The sequence below is a fragment of the Roseixanthobacter glucoisosaccharinicivorans genome (assembly GCF_043195095.2).
GTDB lineage: Bacteria > Pseudomonadota > Alphaproteobacteria > Rhizobiales > Xanthobacteraceae > NCEH01.
In genome coordinates this window covers 2,161,024-2,177,747 of sequence record NZ_CM195538.1, presented here as the reverse complement: position 1 = coordinate 2,177,747, position 16,724 = coordinate 2,161,024, and the positions used below count along the sequence as shown (strand labels likewise).

Below are 16,724 nucleotides of genomic sequence, written 5' to 3'. Positions count from 1 at the left end.
CGCACATGTCGGATAGGCTTTACCCATCCGCCGATCCATGGGATCACACATCATCGGCTTCCCGTGCCGGATCCCAGGAGAATGAGACACAGCATGGAAGCTGGAGCGGGTGAAGATCTGCCACGCCTGCGCTCCGGAGGCTGGCTCGGATGGCGTGCCTTCGGGATCATCGCGCTCGCGCTGGCTGGCCTCGTTCTGCTCTGGTGGCTCGCTTTGCTGCAACGTCCCGCGATCGAGGCGGATCTCGAGGAACGTGCCATTGAAGCCTTGCGGAATACCGGCGAATCCTGGGTTCAAGTGCGGTTTAATGGCCGCGACGCGGTGATTACGGGCGAGGCTCTCGCCGAGCAGCCGCGGGTTAAGGTGCGGGCAGCGCTGGAGAATTTGTTCGGCGTCCGGCAGGTGAGCGATTCCATCGTCATGCTCCCCGAACGCCGCCCCTTCACCTTCACCGCGGTCCGAGATGGCCGGACTTTGCTGGTTTCCGGCTATGTTCCGTCCGCCTATGCCTTGGCGCGCATCGGCGAGGCCGCGCGCGCTCTGCCCGGCGGCCTGTCCGTTCAAGGGCTGGATCGACTGGTGCGTGCGCGCGGCGCGCCGGCGGGCGATTTTTCCGCCGTGGTGACCTTCGCTCTTCAACAATTGATCCGCTTGCCGGCCGGCCGCGTGACCCTCTCCGATGACGTGATGACCATCGAGGGACGCAGCCCGGATCTTGCCACCTATGATGCCCTCGCGGCGACCTTCCGAGACCCGCTGCCCCAGGGTTTCCGCGTTGGAACATTCGCGGTCCGTCCTCCGGTCGCCGCCCCTTACATGTGGTCGGCGGCGCGCGACGCGGACCAGGTCACCCTGCTGGGTCATGTGCCGTCCCAGGAGGCCCGCCAGCAGGTGCTCGCCGCGGTGCGCGGGGCCATCGACGATGCGCGGGTGGTCGATGAGATGCAGCTCGCGGATGGCGCCCCCAGTGCCGATCGCTGGGTCAAGGCGGTCGGCTATGCTCTTCGCCAATTGGCACGCTTGCCGAAAGGCCGGGTGCTCATCACCGATACGTCCATTACGCTTGAGGGGGCGAGCCCGGATTATGCGTCGTTCGATGCCCTCATGGCCGCGCGCCGCGCGCCGCCCGAGGGGTTCACGTTCGCCCGCTTTCTCGTCGAACCGCCGCGAGTTTCGCCGTTCCTCTGGGCCGCGACCTTGATCGGCGACACGCTGAAGCTGACGGGCGTGGCGCCGAGCGAAGAGGCCGGCCGTGGCATTGTGGAGGCGGCGCGCAGCGTCCTGCCGGGCATCACGGTCACGGATGAGACGAAATTGGCCTCGGGCGGCCCGCCCGCAGATGCCTGGGTGAATGCCGCGAACTTCGCCCTGGCGCAATTGGCGAAACTGCGGGAGGGGCGTGCCGAGCTTTCCGGGACGCGCATCACGTTGTCGGGCGAAGCCTCCGATTCCAGCGCCTATGTCACCGTTCGCACGGCTGCCCAGGAGCCACCGCCGGGAATTCAGCTGGATGTCTCCGCTTTGCGCCCGCCCTTGATCTCACCTTATGTCTTTGCCGTCCGTCGCGATGGCGAAGGCGTCACGGTTTCCGGCTTTTTCCCCGATCTGGCGACCCAGGCCGCGGTGCGCGCGCTCATTCTCACGCTCTATCCCGAGGCGCGGATCAATGATGTGAGCGCGGTCGGGGCGGGTGCGCCGGCTGGACTTTCCGAAACGCTGCCGAAGCTCATCTCCCAGATGGCGCGGCTGGAAACCGCCGAGCTGAGGATTGTCGACGGGCAGGTTCAATTGTCCGGCGCGGCGCTGCATCCGGCGGCCGTGGAGCAAGTTACGGCCAATGTGCGCCAGGCGCTGCCACGTGGCTTCACCAGCGAAATCTCCATCGAGCGGGCGCCTCCGGGCACGCCGGAATCAGACCAGGAGTGCGCCCGCGACGTCGAGCAGATCCTTGCCCACATGCCGCTCCTGTTCGAGGGACACGGTGTTCGTCTCAGCGCGCAGAGCGCACCCAGCCTGGACCGCATCGTCTATGCGGTGCAGCGCTGCCCGGCGACTCGGGTCGATGTCCTCGGCGTGCCGGAAGGCAATGGCGGTGGCGATTTCGCCTTGTCGCGCGCCCGGGCCGATACCATTTCCGCCTATCTTGAACAGGCCGGAGTAGCCGCCAGCCGGGTGTTCGTGGGCACCGGGGCAGGGGGGCCGGCGCCAGGTTTTGATCCTGCTTCGGGGCTCGTGCGCGGCAGTGTTCAGGTGAATATCAGGGCAGCCGGCGATCCGGTTCCCGAGCCGGTTTTGCGGTGAGAATGCTCCCGCCGATCGGCGCAACAGCCTCGGGAGAACGGAAAAGATGGCCTACCTTGCGTTGTCTCTCTGGCCCTATGTGCTGGGCGCATTCATGTTGGGCCTTGCCGTCGGGTATTTCCTTCCGCCGGCCACGCGGAGGCCGCAGCCATGATGTCCTTCGAAATTGAAACCGCCCTGCTGCTCGTGCTGGCCTGTGCGTTAGGTGTTGCGCTCGGGCTGCTTCTGCGCCGTCGGGCCGAGCGGCGGCGTCGGATGTCCCTTTTCGCACAAACAACCTTACTGCCCCTGGATGAAACGGGCCCGGGACTACATGCCCCGGTTAGGAATGATGAAGCCATGGAGTCGCCCCCGCCCGGTGGCGATCGGCCCGCCCCGCCGGACGAGGCTGGAGATGACGCCGCGCCGCCGTCCATCGCGCCGGCGAGCATAGGCTCCCACGCCGCGGATCCACCAGAGCCGGCCGCACCGCCGCCCGCGGCTCCCGCATCCAGCAAGCCCAAACGGCGCAGCCCGGCATCGCAACTCACCCTCGGAATCCCGGATGTCGGGCCGGCGGAGACCGGGGGCAAGGGCGATCAGCCCGGGGGGTCTGCAGCGCCGGCTGGCCCGGCGGCTGGGGATGCCAATCTGCCGGGGCAACGCCCGCCCGCCGTGCCGCAGCCGGATGCTGCCGGGGCGGATGATCTCAAGCAGATCAAGGGAATTGGCCCCCTGAATGAACGCAAGTTGAATGCCTTGGGCATCTATCATTTTCGGCAGATCGCCGCCTGGACGCATGACGAAGCGCGGTGGGTCGGGGCATTCCTCGGATTTCGCGGGCGCGTGGAGCGCGAGGACTGGATCGGCCAGGCGCGTGCCCGCACCCCCTCCATCTCCCCGGATGAGATGGCCTGACCGCAGCGATCAGCGCCCTGGAGGGCGCCGTGGATGAGAAGATGGTCGGAGCAGCAGGATTCGAACCTGCGACCCTCTGCTCCCAAAGCAGATGCGCTACCGGGCTGCGCTATGCTCCGACGGGCGAAGCGCCTTCGCCTTCCTTAGTTTTATAAACGAAAGCCCGCAAGGGGCAGGGGGGAATAAGGCGCAACAAGCCGGCAATTTCAGGGTACGCGCTTGGGGCGACGCGCTCTTCCACGCGAAGCGGAGCGGCCCTATTTGCCGCTGAACAACCCCGTCGAAAGCCGATCGCCGGGAGCGATGCCCAGGCGTTTCGCCGCCCCGCCGGCAATCTCCACCACCACCTTCACCGGCTCCCCGGAAGAGATGGTGCGGGTGGAAAAAGGCGTGGTCATCTCCTCGATGCGGGCAATGGTGCCGTCCTCCCGGACGAACAGCATGTCGAGCGGAATATATGTGTTCTTCATCCACATATAGACCGGCTCGCTCTTGCCGAAGTCGAACAACATGCCCTGCCGTTCCGGCAAGTCCTTGCGATACATGAGGCCGGTCTCGCGCTGTTGTTCGGTGCGGGCCACTTCCACTTCCAGCACCACGACGCCCTTGCGGGTCGCGATCTCCAACGCCTCAAGGGGCGCATCGGCTGCCTGGGCAAGGGAAAGCCCGGCCAGAACCGCCAACAGCAGGGCGGCGCAGGCAGACAGGACGCGCGCTGGCAGCAGGGTGCCGGCCCAAGTCAAACGCAGCATGAAAAATCCTCAGTGCTTTTCCGGCAGGCCGTCCTCGACCTTCACGTCGGTGGCCATCAGACCCTTGGGCCCGTCACCATAGCGAACCTGAACGTCCTGGCCCGGTCGCAATTCCGTGAGGCCCCGCCGGCGCAGGGTTTCCATATGGACGAAAATGTCTGGCCTGTCCTCACCCTGAGTGAGAAAGCCGAAGCCGCGCAGCCGGTTGAACCATTTCACCGTGGCGGCCTCAAAGCCGCCGCTCGGCTCGATCGTGGCTCTGGCGCGCGTCGCCGGCAGGGACGGGGGCGTGGCGGTGGACAGATCCAGCGAAACCACGCGGAACGCCTGCATCCCCTTGGTGCGCTCGATCGCCTCGCAGATGATCCGGGCGCCCTCCATCGCGGTCTGAAAGCCGCCGCGCCGCAGGCAGGTGACGTGAATCAGAATGTCGGGACCGCCGCTGTCGGGAACGATGAAGCCGTACCCCTTGGTGACGTCGAACCATTTGATTGCACCGGCCACCTCGACGAGGCGCACCGGGGTTTCCGCCAGATCCTCTGACGGGGAGATGGGATGCGGCCCAAGCCCTTGTCCGTAGGAGCCCATGTCTACCCCGACCGTTACGCTTACGGGCCATCGATTCAAGCGCTGAGGATAGCAAGACATCCGCGCCTCGCACACCCTTTCCAACGCGCCGTCTGGCAGATTCCGCGCCGCAAAATCAGGCAGGGTGCGAAATCAGGCAAAGGGCGCGAGCACATCCCCGATCTCGGCACGCACCACGAGGTCGGCGAGATCGTCGAGTTCGGTCGGCTCGCGATTGAGAATGACCAGCCGCGCGCCGTTCTGTTTGGCCCGTATCGGAAAGGAGGCGGCGGGATAGACCACGAGCGATGAGCCGATCACGATGAACAGGTCGCAGGAGCGTGTCATGGCGCTGGCCCGCAGCATTTCCCCCTGGGGCATGGATTGGCCGAACGAGATGGTGGCGCTCTTGATCGGCCCGCCGCAAGCGGGGCAATCGGGCGCAAGTTCGCCATGGGCATGGAATTGGGAACGCACCCAGTCCAGCTCATAGCGGGCATCGCAGTCGAGGCAGGTGGCATAGGTGCCGTTGCCATGCAGTTCGACGAGCGCATCGACCGGCACGCCGGAGGCCTGGTGAAGGCCGTCGATATTCTGGGTGATAATTCCGCCCAGCTGTCCGTCCTGCAGCAGCCGCGCAAGGGCGAGATGCCCGCGGCCGGGCTTCGCGGTTGAAAAGGCTGCATCCATCGCGAACTTGCGGCGCCAGGCTTCGGTGCGGGCGGCGCGGTGTGCGAGGAAGATTTCGAACGGGATCGGCTTGTTCTGCGTCCATAGCCCGCCGGGGGAGCGGAAATCGGGAATGCCGCATTCGGTGGAGAGGCCGGCGCCAGTGAAGGCGAGGGCATGGCGGGCTTGCGTGAGATATTCCGCCAGCTGGGCCTGGGCGGTCTTGAGATCGGCTTCCAAAGTCATACGTTGCGCGTGCCGCTTTCCGGCACTCCTGTGTTCAGACAAGGACCAGCCATGCGCTTCCTCCACACGATGGTCCGTGTGACCGACATCGACCAGTCCCTGGATTTCTACTGCAATAAGCTGGGCTTGCATGAGGTGCGCCGCAAGGAGGTGCCGCAGGGCCGCTATACGTTGGTGTTCCTTGCGCCTCCGGGCCAAGAGAATATCGCCGAGATCGAGCTTACCTACAATTGGGACAAGGAGCCCTACGGAGAAGGCCGCAATTTCGGCCATCTCGCCTTCGAAGTCGATGATATCTATGGACTTTGCGAGCGGCTCCAGGCGGGTGGGGTGACCATCAACCGGCCGCCGCGCGATGGATACATGGCTTTTGTGCGCTCGCCCGACAATGTCTCGGTCGAGTTGCTGCAGAAAGGTGGCCCCAAGCCGCCGCAGGAACCTTGGGCCTCGATGCCCAATACTGGCAAATGGTGAGTCCGCGCCCACAAGCGCACCGGGAACGATCCGGGCGGCCTTGTATAAGACGCTGTAAATAAGAAAGATTTTGATGCTGGCCGTGGCTCTATCCGGCGGTCATCCACAGGCTGAGGTGTTTCGGCGGGTAAGGTCTTGCCCGCCGGAACGCCTGCCCCTATAAGGGCCACGCGCTTTGCGCCCTTCGTCTATCGGTTAGGACGCCACCCTTTCACGGTGGAGAGAGGGGTTCGACTCCCCTAGGGCGCGCCACGGCATTTTGCGGACGAATCGGCCCGAGAAGGCGATCACCGCAGGACGAATCCGAATATCTCCGCTTTTCAGCGCACACTTCGCCGATGTTATCGGCGCGGGGTGATTTGATCGTCGCCCGGAGCCGGTCGGCCATCGGCACGGCGCCCCGCGCCGCCTGGCGAAAGGGCACGGCGCTGCCCCAGCTATGGAAAAGACCCGGATATAATTCCACGTAACCACCGACGGCCGGGTTCGCATGCGCAGACCCCGGAAAGGGAGGACGGTGGCCCGCCCGAACCGTCGCCCGGCGGACCCTCCTCCGCACGCAGGAGAGGGGACCTCACGTGCGGAGGAGGGGGCGGCGCCTGCGCGTAACCCCCCGGCGCGCGCGCCGCTATTCCGCCGCCTGGGCTTCCCCGTGGCGGGGATAGTCGGTGTAGCCGGCCTCTTCGCCGCCGTAGAAGGTGGCACGATTGTAGGGGGTCAGGGGCACGCCGAGGCGGATGCGCTCGGGCAGGTCGGGATTGGAGATGAACAGGCGGCCGAAGGCGATGGCATCGGCGGTGCCGGCGGCGACCATGGCCTGCGCCCCCTCCGGCTTGAAATTGCCGGCGGCGATCAGCACGCGCGGCCAGACCGAGCGGAACAGCTCGGCGGCGGAGGGCACGTCCTTGTGGTCCACCTCGGCCTGGCCGGCACCGCTGGCGCGGGGTTCGATGAGGTGGAGATAGGCCAGCCCGACCTTGGCCAATTCGCCGATCAGATGGGTATAGAGCGGCATGGGATCGGGTTCGCCGCTGTCGTTGGCGATGCCATAGGGCGTCAGGCGAATGCCGGTGCGCTCGGCGCCGACCGCGTCCGCCACCGCCTGCGCCACCTCTACCACCAGGCGCGCGCGATTCTCGATGGAGCCGCCATAGGCATCGGTGCGGTGATTGGTGCGCGCATGGAGAAATTGCTCCAGCAGATAGCCGTTCGCGCCGTGGATCTCGACCCCGTCGAACCCGGCTTCGATGGCATTGCGCGCGGCCTGGGCATAGCTCTCGAGCAGCGCCGGGATTTCAGCGGTCTCAAGGGCGCGCGGGGTTTCGAACGGCACCCGCTCGAACGTGGATGTGAAGGCGTTTCCGGCGGCGGCGATGGCCGAAGGCGCCACCGGCAGGGCCCCGCCGGGAAGATGAGAGGAATGGGAGATGCGGCCCACATGCCACAATTGCAGGAACATCAGTCCGCCCTTGGCATGCACCGCGTCGGTCACCTTCTTCCAGCCGGCGATCTGCTCCGGGGAATGGATGCCCGGCGTGCCCGGCATGCCCTGGCCCATGGGAGAGATCTGGGCGCCTTCGCCGATGATGAGCCCGCCGGGCGTGGCGCGCTGGGCGTAATATTCCACATTGAGGGCGCGCGGCACGGCGCCGGGGCCGGCGCGCATGCGCGTGAGCGGCGGCATCACGATGCGGTGCGCCAGCTGGTATGGGCCAAGGGCGAGGGGCGTGAACAGCGTGGTGGTCATGGAGACTCCTCGATCAGGCGTCGCCACGCGCGAAGGGCGCTGCGGCGGTCCGGGGGATGGGCACAGAACGCGGAACGAAAGACGCGGGCCCTGGAATATGCGGGCTCTGGATACGCGGACCCTGAAAAACGCAGGGTTGGGAATGCCGGACTGCCACGCGACGCGCGGGGACATCCGGACATGGCGGCCTAGCTTCGGATGGAGGTATAGCCGCCGTCGACAAGCAAGGTGTGGCCCGTGACCATGCGTGCGGCCCCGCTGGCGAGAAAGATGACGGCGGATGCGATCTCGTCGGGTTCCGCCGGACGGCCGAGCGGCACCCGCGCGACCATGGCCCGGAAATCGGCATTCTCCATGGCCTTTTCCAGCATGTCCGAGCGCGTGAACGTGGGCGACACGCCATTGACGGTGATGCCGTGGGGCGCCCACTCGCCCGCCAGCGTGGTGGTGAGCTGGTTGAGCGCGCCTTTGCTGCCGGCATAGACGGCGCGGAACGGTGCGCCCACATGCCCCGACTGCGAGCTGATGTTGATCACTGCGCCGTTCACCTGCCGGTCGATCATGGAGCGCGCCACCGCTGTCGAGACGAAGAACGCGCCCTTGAAATTGAGGTCGCTGATGCGGTCGAACTCCTCGGGCGTGAACTCGATCGCCGGCTTGACCATGGTCTGGCCGGCATTGTTCACGAGCACGTCGATCCGCCCCATCGCCTCCAGCGCGGCGGCGACAAAGGTCTCGATGGAGGTGGCGTCGGTGACGTCGAGCACCCCGGCGAAGGCTTGCCGTCCCAGGGCGCGGCACTCTTCGGCCACCGCCTCGGTCCGCCCGCTGTTGCGCGCGCCGAGCACCACATCGGCGCCGCAGGCCGCGCACGCCAGCGCGATGGCCCGCCCAACGCCCTTGCTGGCGCCGGTGATCATCACGACCTTGCCCGCGAGGGTGAAGCGTTCAATTCCGGACATGGCCGGCACCTCCGATTATCTGAACAAACCGCCGGCGCACGCGCGCCGGCGGTTCAAGGGGGGCAGGGCGGCGTCCCGTTTCATGGGACTTGGAAAACCGCCCTGGGGTCGATCGACATTCCCGGTCGGACGCGCTTGCGGCAGAGCTTAGCGCTTGCATCAGAGCAGCGTCATGCACGGGCTTGTCCCGTGCATCCACGTGGCACCGCTGGTGCTGGCTTTTCAAGGCCCGCACGAGCGGCTCGGCGTGGGTGGCCGGGACACGCCCGGCCATGACAGCTGGTGAAAGACATGGCGCCACCATCCCGCAGGCACCTCGAAGATGCACCAGGCCGCTGAACGTCTATCCGCCCTAGATCTCGCGCGGCGTGGCCACAAGCAGGCCGGGGTCCATGGAGGCGCCGACGGCGCGGGCCTGGGTATCGCGCAGGTAGAGCTTGCGCGGCAGGCACCACATGATCAGCACCGCCGAGGCGCCGCAGACCGCCGCGATCACATACAGCGCCATGGACGCGCTGCCGGTGGCATCCTTCACCACGCCCACCATGTAGGGCCCGATGATGCCGCCGATCTGCCCGACCGAATTGATCAGCGCGATGCCGGACGCGGCGGCGAGGCCGGAAAGCACGCGCTGCGGCAGCAGCCAGAACAGGCCGAACGAGCCGATGATGCCGGTCGCCGCGATGGTGAGGCCGAGCAGCAGGGCGATCAGGCTGTCGCCGAACGCGCCGCAGATCACATAGCCCACCGCGCCGGCCACCGCGCACGCACCGAGATGCCAGCGCCGCTCGCCGGAGCGGTCGGAGCTGCGGGCGATCAGCGGGATCAAGACGAGCGCGATCAGATAGGGCAGGGAGGTGAGGATGCCGATGACGAAGGTGTCGGTGGTGCCGGCAGTCTTCACCAGTTGCGGCATCCAGAAGATGATGCCGTAGATGCCCATGGCGAGGCCGAGATAGATCAGCGAGAACACATAGGTCACCGGCTCACGCAGAGCGGCGCCGAAGGAATGGGCGTGGCCGACCTTGGGATCCTGCGCGAGGCGGGCCTTCAGCAGGGCCTTTTCCTCAGTGGTGAGCCATTTGGCATCGTCCACCTGGTCGTCCAGCACCATCAGCACGACGAAGCCGAGCACCACGGAGGGGATACCTTCCAGCAGGAACAGCCACTGCCAGCCGCCAAGGCCGCCGATGCCGTCCATGAACTTCATGATGGCGCCCGAGATCGGACCGCCGATCAGCCCGCAGATGCCGATGGACATGAAGAACAGCGAGTTGATGCGCCCGCGCTGGGAGGCGGGGAACCAATGGGTGAAGCAATACACGGCACCCGGCACGAACCCCGCCTCCAGCACGCCGAGCAGGAAGCGCAGCGCATAAAAGGCATATTCGGATTTCACGAACATCATCACCGCCGAGGCAATGCCCCAGCTGATCATGATCCGCGCGATCCAGCGCCGCGCGCCGACCTTGGCCAGGATCATGTTGGAGGGAATCTCGAACAGCAGATAGCCGATGAAGAAGATGCTGGCGCCAAGGCCATAAGCGGCTTCGGAAAAGCCCAGCTCGCTCTGCATCTGGAGCTTGGCGAAGCTCACATTGACGCGGTCGAGATAGGCGACCACGAAGCACGCCATGAACAGCGGCACGATGCGCCATCCCGCCTTGCGGATCACCGCATCGGTTGCCTGCGCCACCGAGGCGGCAGTTTGGCCGACGGACGTCTTGATATTCATGTCAGGTTCCCTCCGATAACTCTTGTTCTTCGACGCGCTGAGCGCGAACCGAGATTTGTTCTTTAAATCAATTAGATTGTTGCCCGCGGGCGGCGCCTTGGCGTATGCGCCGCCGCCCTCGTTAGACCCGCTGAGCCAGCCTCAGAGGGATTGCGCGAGCATCCGCGCGTAATCGTCAGGGGTGGCCACGCGCGGATTGGTCTTGTGGCAATGGTCGGCCACCGCGCCCTTGATGATGCCGGCGAACAGATCCTCGCCGACGCCCACCGCACCGAGGCTGGCCGGCAAGCCGAGATGCTCGGTGGCGGCGCGGATGGTGGGGCCCACCTCATCGGCCTCGCCGACGCCCATCACCTCGGCCAGGCGCTCCAATTTGTGCTCGTGCCGGGCCGAATCGCTGTCCTTGTTGAAGTCCAGCACCGCCGGCAGGAGGATGGCGTTCAAGGTGCCGTGGTGCAGGCGCGGATTGATGCCGCCCAGCGAATGGCTGAGGCTGTGGACGCAGCCGAGCCCCTTCTGGAACGCCATGGCGCCCTGCATGGAGGCGCTCATCATGTTCAGCCGCGCCTCGCGGTCGCTCGGGTCGTGGGTGGCGCGGCCGATATGGGTCCAGGCCCGACGCAGCCCTTCGAGGGCGATGCCGTCGGCGGGCGGGTTGAAGGCGGCCGACAGATAGGTCTCGATGCAATGGGACAGCGCGTCCATGCCGGTGGCGGCGGTGAGCAAGGGCGGCAGGCTCAGCGTCAGCTCGGGATCGCAGATCGCCACCTTGGGAATGAGATAGGGCGAGAGCACGCCCACCTTGCGCCCGTCGTCGAGGATCAGGATCGCCCCGCGCCCGACCTCGCTTCCCGTGCCGGCGGTGGTGGGAATGGCGATCACCGGCGCGGTGGCGGCCGTGATGCGTTCCACCCCGCCCTCGATCACGGCGAAGCTCTTCAGCGGCCCGTCATGGGCCGCGCACACCGCCACCCCCTTGGCAAGGTCGATGGAGGAGCCGCCCCCGACCGCGATAATGCCGTCGCATTCCCCTTCGCGATAGGCGGCGAGGGCCGCGCGCACGGCCGCTTCGTTCGGATTGGGGGGCGTGGCGTCGAAGATGGTGACGACGGTTTTCGCAGAAAGCTGTTCCAGGATCGTGTCGAGAATGCCAGCCTTGCGCACGCCCGCGTCTGTGACGATCAGGGGCCGACGGATCGGGATCAGGTCGCATTCGTCTTGCAGCAGCGAGACGGAGCCGAAGCCGAACTGGATGCGCGTGAGGTAATTGATCAGAGCCATTTGAAGTATTTCCCCCACGAAATCGCCCGGTTGCGCAGCGACTCGCATCTTTTTATATTGCAGTGCAGCGTAAGTTAGCGTCGGTTTACGACGTCACGCTCCCGCAAAGGGATATGTGAGGGCGTTTTCATTGAAAACTGAGAAGAGTTGATACAGCTATATCCCGGAGTAATAGTAAGACATGCTGCCTTCCCTCGGTTCCATGGTCTCGCGCTTGCATCTGCGTCATCTGCGGCTGCTGATCGCGCTGGATGATCTCGGCTCGCTCTTGAAGGCGGCGGAGCAGGTGGGGCTGAGCCAGCCGGGCGCCAGCAAGGCGTTGCAGGAGATCGAGGAAACCCTCGGCGCCACCTTGTTCACCCGCACCAATCGCGGGCTGGTGGCCAATGATGCCGGCCTGTGCGTCATCCGCTATGCGCGGCTGATCCACACCAATCTCGGCCAGATGCGCGAGGAGATGGAGGGCCTGCTCCAGGGCCACGGCGGCAAGCTGGCGCTCGGCGTCATCATGGGCGCCGTGCCGCTGCTGACGGAAATGATGTTGCGCCTCATCAAGGCGCATCCCGCCATCTCCATCGAGCTGGTGGAGGACACCAGCGCCGAACTGCTGCGCCTGCTGGACCAGGGGCGGCTCGACATCGCCATCTGCCGCACCACCATCAGCGAGCGGCCGGACCTCTACGACAGCGTGATCGTGCGCGAGGAAACCCTCGCCGTGGTGGCGAACACCCATCACCCGGCGGCCACCCGCAAGCGCATCGAGCTTGCCGACCTCGCCGAGGCGCGCTGGGTGGTCTATTCCGCCAACATGCCCATGCGGGTGCTGCTGGAGCGCGAGTTCCAGCAGGCGGGGCTGCGCTTTCCGCTCTATCTGGTGGAGACCACCTCGGCGTTCGCCACGCTCTCGCTGCTCCAGCGCGAACCCTCGTTCGTGGCGCTGCTGTCGAGCGAGGTGGCGCAGTTCTGCACCAGCTTCGGCATGACCTCTATCCTGCCGCTGCAATTGCGCTCGCGCAGCGAGCCCTATGAGCTGGTGACCCGTCGCGGCGCGCCGCTCTCGCCGGTGGCACGCTATTTCATGGAGGGGTTCAACCTGCGCTGAGCGGGGGAGCGGCGACGTCCTTGCGCCGCCGCCGGCCGATCAGGCGCGCCTCAGGCCCATTCGCCCTTGCGGAACACCGGCACGCGGGCGCCGTCCGCCGTGAGGCCGTCGATGTCGATCTGGGCCGAGCCGATCATCCAGTCGATATGGATCAGGCTCTTGTTGCCGCCCTGTGCCGCGATCTGCTCGGGCGAGAGGTTGGCGCCGTCGAGGAAGCATTTGGAATAGCACTGGCCAAGCGCGATGTGGCAGGCGGCGTTCTCGTCGAACAGGGTGTTGAAGAACAGCAGGCCGCTCTTCGAGATCGGCGAGGAATGGGTCACCAGCGCGACTTCGCCCAGCCTGCGGGCGCCTTCATCCGTATCCAGCACCTTGTTCAGCACTTCTTCGCCGCGCGCCGCCTTGGCCTCGACGATGCGCCCGGCTTCGAAGCGCACCTGAATCTGGTCGATCAGCGTGCCTTGGTAGGACAGTGGCTTGGTGGAGGAAACATGCCCCTCCACGCGCCGGGCGTGGGGGGTGGTGAAGACTTCCTCGGTGGGAATATTGGCGTTGCAGGTGATGCCGTTCTTCGCCGTGGAGGCCCCGCCCTGCCATTCGTGCCCGTCGGCGAGGCCGATGGTGAGGTCGGTGCCCGGCCCGGAATAATGCAGGGCCGCGAAGCGCTGGCCGTTCAGCCATTCGGTTCGGGTGCGCAGCGCGGCATTGTGCGCGCTCCAGGCCGCCACGGGATCGTCGCCATCCACCCGCGACGCCGCGAAGATCGCCTGCGCCAGCTTGGCGACGGCCACCGGCTCCTCATCGCCGGGAAACACCAGCTTGGCCCAGGAGGCGGTGGGATAGGCGATGATGTTCCAATTGATATCGAAGCCGGCGATTTTCTCCAGCGCCGGCTGATAGGCGAGCGAATTCGCCTTGTTCGCCCGCGCCACCTTGGCGGGGTCCTGGCCGGAGAGCAGCATCGGATTGTCGCCGACGATGGCGAGCCGCGCGGTATTGGCGCTGAACGCCTTGGCGATGCCGTCATAGAGCCAGCCCGGTGCCCGGTCGAAGCTCGCATCGGCGCCAAAGCGATAGCGCGCGAGCGTCATTTCCTCGTCCGAGAACAGGGGCGTCACGAGGCCGGCGCCGGCCTTGTAGGCATGTTCGGCGATGCGTCGCACCAGCGGCAGGGCCGCCATGGGGGCGGTGAGGAACAGGTCCTGGCCGGGCTGAAGGTCCAGTCCCACCTTGACCGCCACTTCGGCCAGCCGGTCGAGCTGGACCGGGTCAATCGGTGCGGAAAGATCACGCGCATGTGCCGTCATAAGGGAATGCCCAGCAAAGAGATGAGTGGGGCGGACCTTATCCGAACCGGCGGCGGTTGCGAATACGGCCCGTGCGCCGCGCCCCTTTCTGGGCCAGTCGGCCCCTGTGGCGGGCGGCGCGCAAACTTTACGAATGCGGGGGGCCTCATTATGCCAGACGCGCGCGAACCGAGGACGAGACCGTGCCGGAATTCGAAATGCTGATCGCCTGGCTGTTCCAGAAGGCCCTGCCGTTCTGGTCGACGCGCGGTGTCGACCGTGCGCACGGCGGCTTTTACGAGCGGTTCGATCCCACCGGCGCGATCCTTCCCGAACCGCGCCGCGCGCGCCTCGTGGCCCGCCAGATCTATGCCTTTGGGGCAGCGGAGCGGCTCGGCTGGGCGGGCGCGGCGCGGCCGATCCTGCGCCATGGCCTGTCCGCGCTCGACGGTTTCTTCGCCGCCAACGGCACGCTGATCGCCACGCGCACGCCCGAAGGAGAGACCCTCAACGGGGCGTTTGATTCCTACGATCATGCCTTCGTTCTTTTCGCCCTGGCGTCGGCCCACGCCAGCGGCGCGGAGCCGGAGGCGGCGTGCGCGCGCGCCCATCGCCTGCTGGAGACCATGCGCGCGCATTACGCCCATCCCCGCGCCGGGTTCGAGGAAGCAAGCCCGCCCACGCTTCCGCTGAAGGCCAATCCCCACATGCATCTGCTGGAAGCATGTCTGGCGTGGGCGCAGACCGCGCCGGATCCGGCGTGGGATCGGCTCGCGGACGAGATTGCCGAGCTGGCTCTTTCTGCCTTCCTCGATCCGGACACCGGCGCGCTTTATGAATATTTCGATCGCGACTGGCACCCGCTGCCCGGCGAGGAGAAGATCGTCGAGCCGGGACATCAGTTCGAATGGGCGTGGTTGCTGATCTGCTGGGGCACGTTACGCGAGAGGCCGGACGCCATCGCCGCAGCGCGCCGGCTGATTGCGCTCGCCGAAGCCCATGGGGTCGATCCGACCCTCGGCCTCGCCGTGAACGAACTCACTGCGAACCTGACCATCCGCGACCATCGCGCCCGCCTCTGGCCGCAGACGGAGCGCCTAAAGGCCCATGTGGCCCTCAAGGCGATCGCCCGCGATGCCGGCGAACATGCCGAGGCCACCGGCAAGATCGCCGAGGCGGCGCGCGGGATGATGCGGTTTTTCGCCCATCCGGTGGCGGGTGCCTGGTGGGAACATATCGACCGCGACGGCGCGCCCATGGTGGAGCCCACGCGCGCCAGCAGCCTCTATCACATCGTGCTGGCAATCGAGGTCCTGCACGCAGGGAAAGGCGCCTGAGCCTGGCTATTTGGGCTGCACCTGGGGGTTGCCGCCCGGGCTTCCTGGCGGTGGAATGACCGGCATCGTGCCCCCCTTGGGCGCGGGGTGGGTGAGTTCGGGATCGAGATTGCGGGCGGGGGGAATGACACCGTCCGTGCGGTCCAGCCGGTCGCTGAGGTTTTTATCGCTGCGCGGTGCGGGCAGGGTGGGTCCGGGTGCATCGGGCCGGCGCGGATCGGCGCCCACCTGCGCCGCCGCGCCGCTGGCTCCGATCACCTGGCTCAGGATGAGACCGAGCCCCAGGACCAGCGTGGCGGGCAGGGCGGCGCGGGGCTGCGGGCGGGACGGGCGCTGCGTGGGGACGTCTCGATGATGGGGCGGGCGATGGGACATGCGGCCTCCTGTCCGGGCTGTTCCCCCAGCGGATCCCCATGAGGCCAACACCCGCACCCGCGGCCCTGTTCCCGCGCTGGCGCAAGTTCCGGGATTGGCGCAAGCGCCGGCATTGGCGCCAGGGTCCTCGCCCGAGCCGCCCGGCTTTCGCGGATCAGCCGCAGGGGCGGCCTTGCCCTACCAGCCCAGCGCCTTCAGCACGGCGGCGCCGGGCGCCAGCATCACGAAGGCCCAGACCAGCGCGCTCAGCACATTCGCCACCTGAAACGGAATCTGCGGCATGGCGAGGATGCCGGCAATAAGCGGCACAACGGCGCGGGCCGGGCCGAAGAACCGCCCCACCGCGACGCCCCAGATGCCGAAGCGCGCGAAGAAGCCTTCCCCCTGCTGCACCAGGTCCGGGCGCCGGGAGAGCGGCCAGAAGGTCTTGGCACGCTGCTTGAAGTGCAGGCCGAACCAATAGGAGAGGGCATCCCCCAGCACCGCGCCGCACACGGCCGCGAACCAGATCGACCAGAAATCCAGCCCGCCGGCCTGGATCAGGGCGCCGATGCCGAGCAGCAGCACGGTTGCTGGAATGAGCAGCGACAGGAAGGCGATGGACTCGCCGAACGCCAGGGCGAACACGATGGCCGGGGCGAAGGATTGGCGGGCGCGAATGAAATCCAGCACCGGCGCAGCATAGGCGTCGAAGTCGATCATGGGTCCTCCGGCGGGCTATTTCGGCGATGCGCCGGCATGCCGCAAGGGGGGACTTGCGCACAAAATGCGGCAGTAGCTGGCCTTTGCCTTGAAATCATCACGGATCTGGGCCATATGGCGGGCTGTAGCGGTCGGCGGCGCAGATGATGCCGGGCAGGTCGCTCTCGGGCCGCGTAGCGGAACGCTCCGGGAATGCTCAATTCCCGTCGGCTTAAGCCCGATACTCATTTTGCAGAATTCGACAGCCCAGGCCACGCGGGGTGTCACACACCCCCCGCGAATGCGCGAGGC

General features: G+C 66.6%; 15 protein-coding genes and 2 tRNA genes. 6 read left to right on the top strand and 11 right to left on the bottom strand.

Annotated elements, in window-relative coordinates:
* Positions 1 to 93 precede the first annotated feature (93 nt).
* Positions 94 to 2,301, top strand: coding sequence for a BON domain-containing protein (locus tag V5F78_RS09825; protein ID WP_394071642.1), 2,208 nt, complete (start codon positions 94 to 96; stop codon positions 2,299 to 2,301).
* A gap of 150 nt (positions 2,302 to 2,451) precedes the next feature.
* On the top strand, positions 2,452 to 3,198 hold the full coding sequence (locus tag V5F78_RS09820; RefSeq protein WP_394071643.1) for a helix-hairpin-helix domain-containing protein: 747 nt from the start codon (positions 2,452 to 2,454) through the stop codon (positions 3,196 to 3,198).
* Positions 3,199 to 3,240: 42 nt separating this feature from the next.
* On the opposite strand, the gene V5F78_RS09815 is transcribed toward V5F78_RS09820, so the two are convergent.
* From V5F78_RS09815 to V5F78_RS09800, 4 genes are all read right to left on the bottom strand, one after another.
* Positions 3,241 to 3,317, bottom strand: a tRNA-Pro gene (locus V5F78_RS09815).
* 138 nt (positions 3,318 to 3,455) lie between these two features.
* Positions 3,456 to 3,950 (bottom strand): DUF192 domain-containing protein, encoded by a 495-nt coding sequence (locus V5F78_RS09810; protein WP_394071644.1) that lies wholly within the window; start codon positions 3,948 to 3,950, stop codon positions 3,456 to 3,458.
* Positions 3,951 to 3,959: 9 nt separating this feature from the next.
* Positions 3,960 to 4,538: a cold-shock protein gene (locus V5F78_RS09805; protein ID WP_394071645.1), complete on the bottom strand. Its 579-nt coding sequence runs from the start codon at positions 4,536 to 4,538 to the stop codon at positions 3,960 to 3,962.
* A 132-nt stretch (positions 4,539 to 4,670) separates the two neighbouring features.
* Positions 4,671 to 5,432 carry an SIR2 family NAD-dependent protein deacylase gene (locus tag V5F78_RS09800; RefSeq protein ID WP_394071646.1) on the bottom strand — a complete coding sequence of 254 codons (762 nt, stop codon included), beginning with the start codon at positions 5,430 to 5,432 and terminating at the stop codon, positions 4,671 to 4,673.
* Between the two features lie 51 nt (positions 5,433 to 5,483).
* On the opposite strand from V5F78_RS09800, the gene V5F78_RS09795 reads away from it, so the two are divergent.
* Both V5F78_RS09795 and V5F78_RS09790 read left to right on the top strand, forming a co-directional pair.
* Positions 5,484 to 5,906: a VOC family protein gene (locus V5F78_RS09795; RefSeq protein ID WP_348848344.1), complete on the top strand. Its 423-nt coding sequence runs from the start codon at positions 5,484 to 5,486 to the stop codon at positions 5,904 to 5,906.
* Positions 5,907 to 6,083: 177 nt separating this feature from the next.
* Positions 6,084 to 6,158: transfer RNA gene (locus V5F78_RS09790), tRNA-Glu, on the top strand.
* A gap of 376 nt (positions 6,159 to 6,534) precedes the next feature.
* Here V5F78_RS09790 and V5F78_RS09785 read toward each other — a convergent pair.
* From V5F78_RS09785 to gbd, 4 genes are all read right to left on the bottom strand, one after another.
* A complete protein-coding gene (locus tag V5F78_RS09785) occupies positions 6,535 to 7,653 on the bottom strand; it encodes an alkene reductase (protein WP_394071647.1) in 1,119 nt (372 codons plus the stop codon).
* Between the two features lie 188 nt (positions 7,654 to 7,841).
* On the bottom strand, positions 7,842 to 8,615 hold the full coding sequence (locus V5F78_RS09780; RefSeq protein WP_394071649.1) for an SDR family NAD(P)-dependent oxidoreductase: 774 nt from the start codon (positions 8,613 to 8,615) through the stop codon (positions 7,842 to 7,844).
* 352 nt (positions 8,616 to 8,967) lie between these two features.
* Positions 8,968 to 10,350 (bottom strand): MFS transporter, encoded by a 1,383-nt coding sequence (locus V5F78_RS09775; protein WP_394071650.1) that lies wholly within the window; start codon positions 10,348 to 10,350, stop codon positions 8,968 to 8,970.
* A gap of 141 nt (positions 10,351 to 10,491) precedes the next feature.
* Complete coding sequence (gene gbd / locus V5F78_RS09770; protein WP_394071651.1) at positions 10,492 to 11,631, bottom strand: 4-hydroxybutyrate dehydrogenase; 1,140 nt, start codon at positions 11,629 to 11,631, stop codon at positions 10,492 to 10,494.
* A 181-nt stretch (positions 11,632 to 11,812) separates the two neighbouring features.
* On the opposite strand from gbd, the gene V5F78_RS09765 reads away from it, so the two are divergent.
* Positions 11,813 to 12,733 carry a LysR family transcriptional regulator gene (locus tag V5F78_RS09765; RefSeq protein ID WP_394071652.1) on the top strand — a complete coding sequence of 307 codons (921 nt, stop codon included), beginning with the start codon at positions 11,813 to 11,815 and terminating at the stop codon, positions 12,731 to 12,733.
* A gap of 50 nt (positions 12,734 to 12,783) precedes the next feature.
* Here the strand turns inward: V5F78_RS09765 and V5F78_RS09760 are convergent, their stop codons facing one another.
* Positions 12,784 to 14,040, bottom strand: a complete 1,257-nt coding sequence (locus V5F78_RS09760) for an aminopeptidase (RefSeq protein WP_394071653.1) — start codon at positions 14,038 to 14,040, stop codon at positions 12,784 to 12,786.
* A gap of 182 nt (positions 14,041 to 14,222) precedes the next feature.
* Between V5F78_RS09760 and V5F78_RS09755 the strand changes: the two genes are divergently transcribed.
* Positions 14,223 to 15,356 (top strand): AGE family epimerase/isomerase, encoded by a 1,134-nt coding sequence (locus tag V5F78_RS09755; RefSeq protein WP_394071654.1) that lies wholly within the window; start codon positions 14,223 to 14,225, stop codon positions 15,354 to 15,356.
* A 6-nt stretch (positions 15,357 to 15,362) separates the two neighbouring features.
* On the opposite strand, the gene V5F78_RS09750 is transcribed toward V5F78_RS09755, so the two are convergent.
* Together V5F78_RS09750 and V5F78_RS09745 are read right to left on the bottom strand one after the other, a co-directional pair.
* On the bottom strand, positions 15,363 to 15,731 hold the full coding sequence (locus tag V5F78_RS09750; RefSeq protein ID WP_394071655.1) for a hypothetical protein: 369 nt from the start codon (positions 15,729 to 15,731) through the stop codon (positions 15,363 to 15,365).
* A 177-nt stretch (positions 15,732 to 15,908) separates the two neighbouring features.
* Positions 15,909 to 16,433, bottom strand: a complete 525-nt coding sequence (locus V5F78_RS09745; RefSeq protein ID WP_394071656.1) for a DedA family protein — start codon at positions 16,431 to 16,433, stop codon at positions 15,909 to 15,911.
* Between the last annotated feature and the right edge of the window lie 291 nt (positions 16,434 to 16,724).

What these genes read in the sequence shown, in the direction of transcription:
- V5F78_RS09785 (WP_394071647.1), bottom strand. Translation starts at nt 7,653, where the DNA reads ATGACCACCACGCTGTTCACGCCCCTCGCCCTTGGCCCATACCAGCTG.
- V5F78_RS09750 (WP_394071655.1), bottom strand. Translation starts at nt 15,731, where the DNA reads ATGTCCCATCGCCCGCCCCATCATCGAGACGTCCCCACGCAGCGCCCG.
- V5F78_RS09800 (WP_394071646.1), bottom strand. Translation starts at nt 5,432, where the DNA reads ATGACTTTGGAAGCCGATCTCAAGACCGCCCAGGCCCAGCTGGCGGAA.
- V5F78_RS09745 (WP_394071656.1), bottom strand. Translation starts at nt 16,433, where the DNA reads ATGATCGACTTCGACGCCTATGCTGCGCCGGTGCTGGATTTCATTCGC.
- V5F78_RS09820 (WP_394071643.1), top strand. Translation starts at nt 2,452, where the DNA reads ATGATGTCCTTCGAAATTGAAACCGCCCTGCTGCTCGTGCTGGCCTGT.
- V5F78_RS09760 (WP_394071653.1), bottom strand. Translation starts at nt 14,040, where the DNA reads ATGACGGCACATGCGCGTGATCTTTCCGCACCGATTGACCCGGTCCAG.
- V5F78_RS09765 (WP_394071652.1), top strand. Translation starts at nt 11,813, where the DNA reads ATGCTGCCTTCCCTCGGTTCCATGGTCTCGCGCTTGCATCTGCGTCAT.
- V5F78_RS09810 (WP_394071644.1), bottom strand. Translation starts at nt 3,950, where the DNA reads ATGCTGCGTTTGACTTGGGCCGGCACCCTGCTGCCAGCGCGCGTCCTG.
- V5F78_RS09795 (WP_348848344.1), top strand. Translation starts at nt 5,484, where the DNA reads ATGCGCTTCCTCCACACGATGGTCCGTGTGACCGACATCGACCAGTCC.
- V5F78_RS09780 (WP_394071649.1), bottom strand. Translation starts at nt 8,615, where the DNA reads ATGTCCGGAATTGAACGCTTCACCCTCGCGGGCAAGGTCGTGATGATC.
- V5F78_RS09775 (WP_394071650.1), bottom strand. Translation starts at nt 10,350, where the DNA reads ATGAATATCAAGACGTCCGTCGGCCAAACTGCCGCCTCGGTGGCGCAG.
- gbd (WP_394071651.1), bottom strand. Translation starts at nt 11,631, where the DNA reads ATGGCTCTGATCAATTACCTCACGCGCATCCAGTTCGGCTTCGGCTCC.
- V5F78_RS09805 (WP_394071645.1), bottom strand. Translation starts at nt 4,538, where the DNA reads ATGGGCTCCTACGGACAAGGGCTTGGGCCGCATCCCATCTCCCCGTCA.
- V5F78_RS09825 (WP_394071642.1), top strand. Translation starts at nt 94, where the DNA reads ATGGAAGCTGGAGCGGGTGAAGATCTGCCACGCCTGCGCTCCGGAGGC.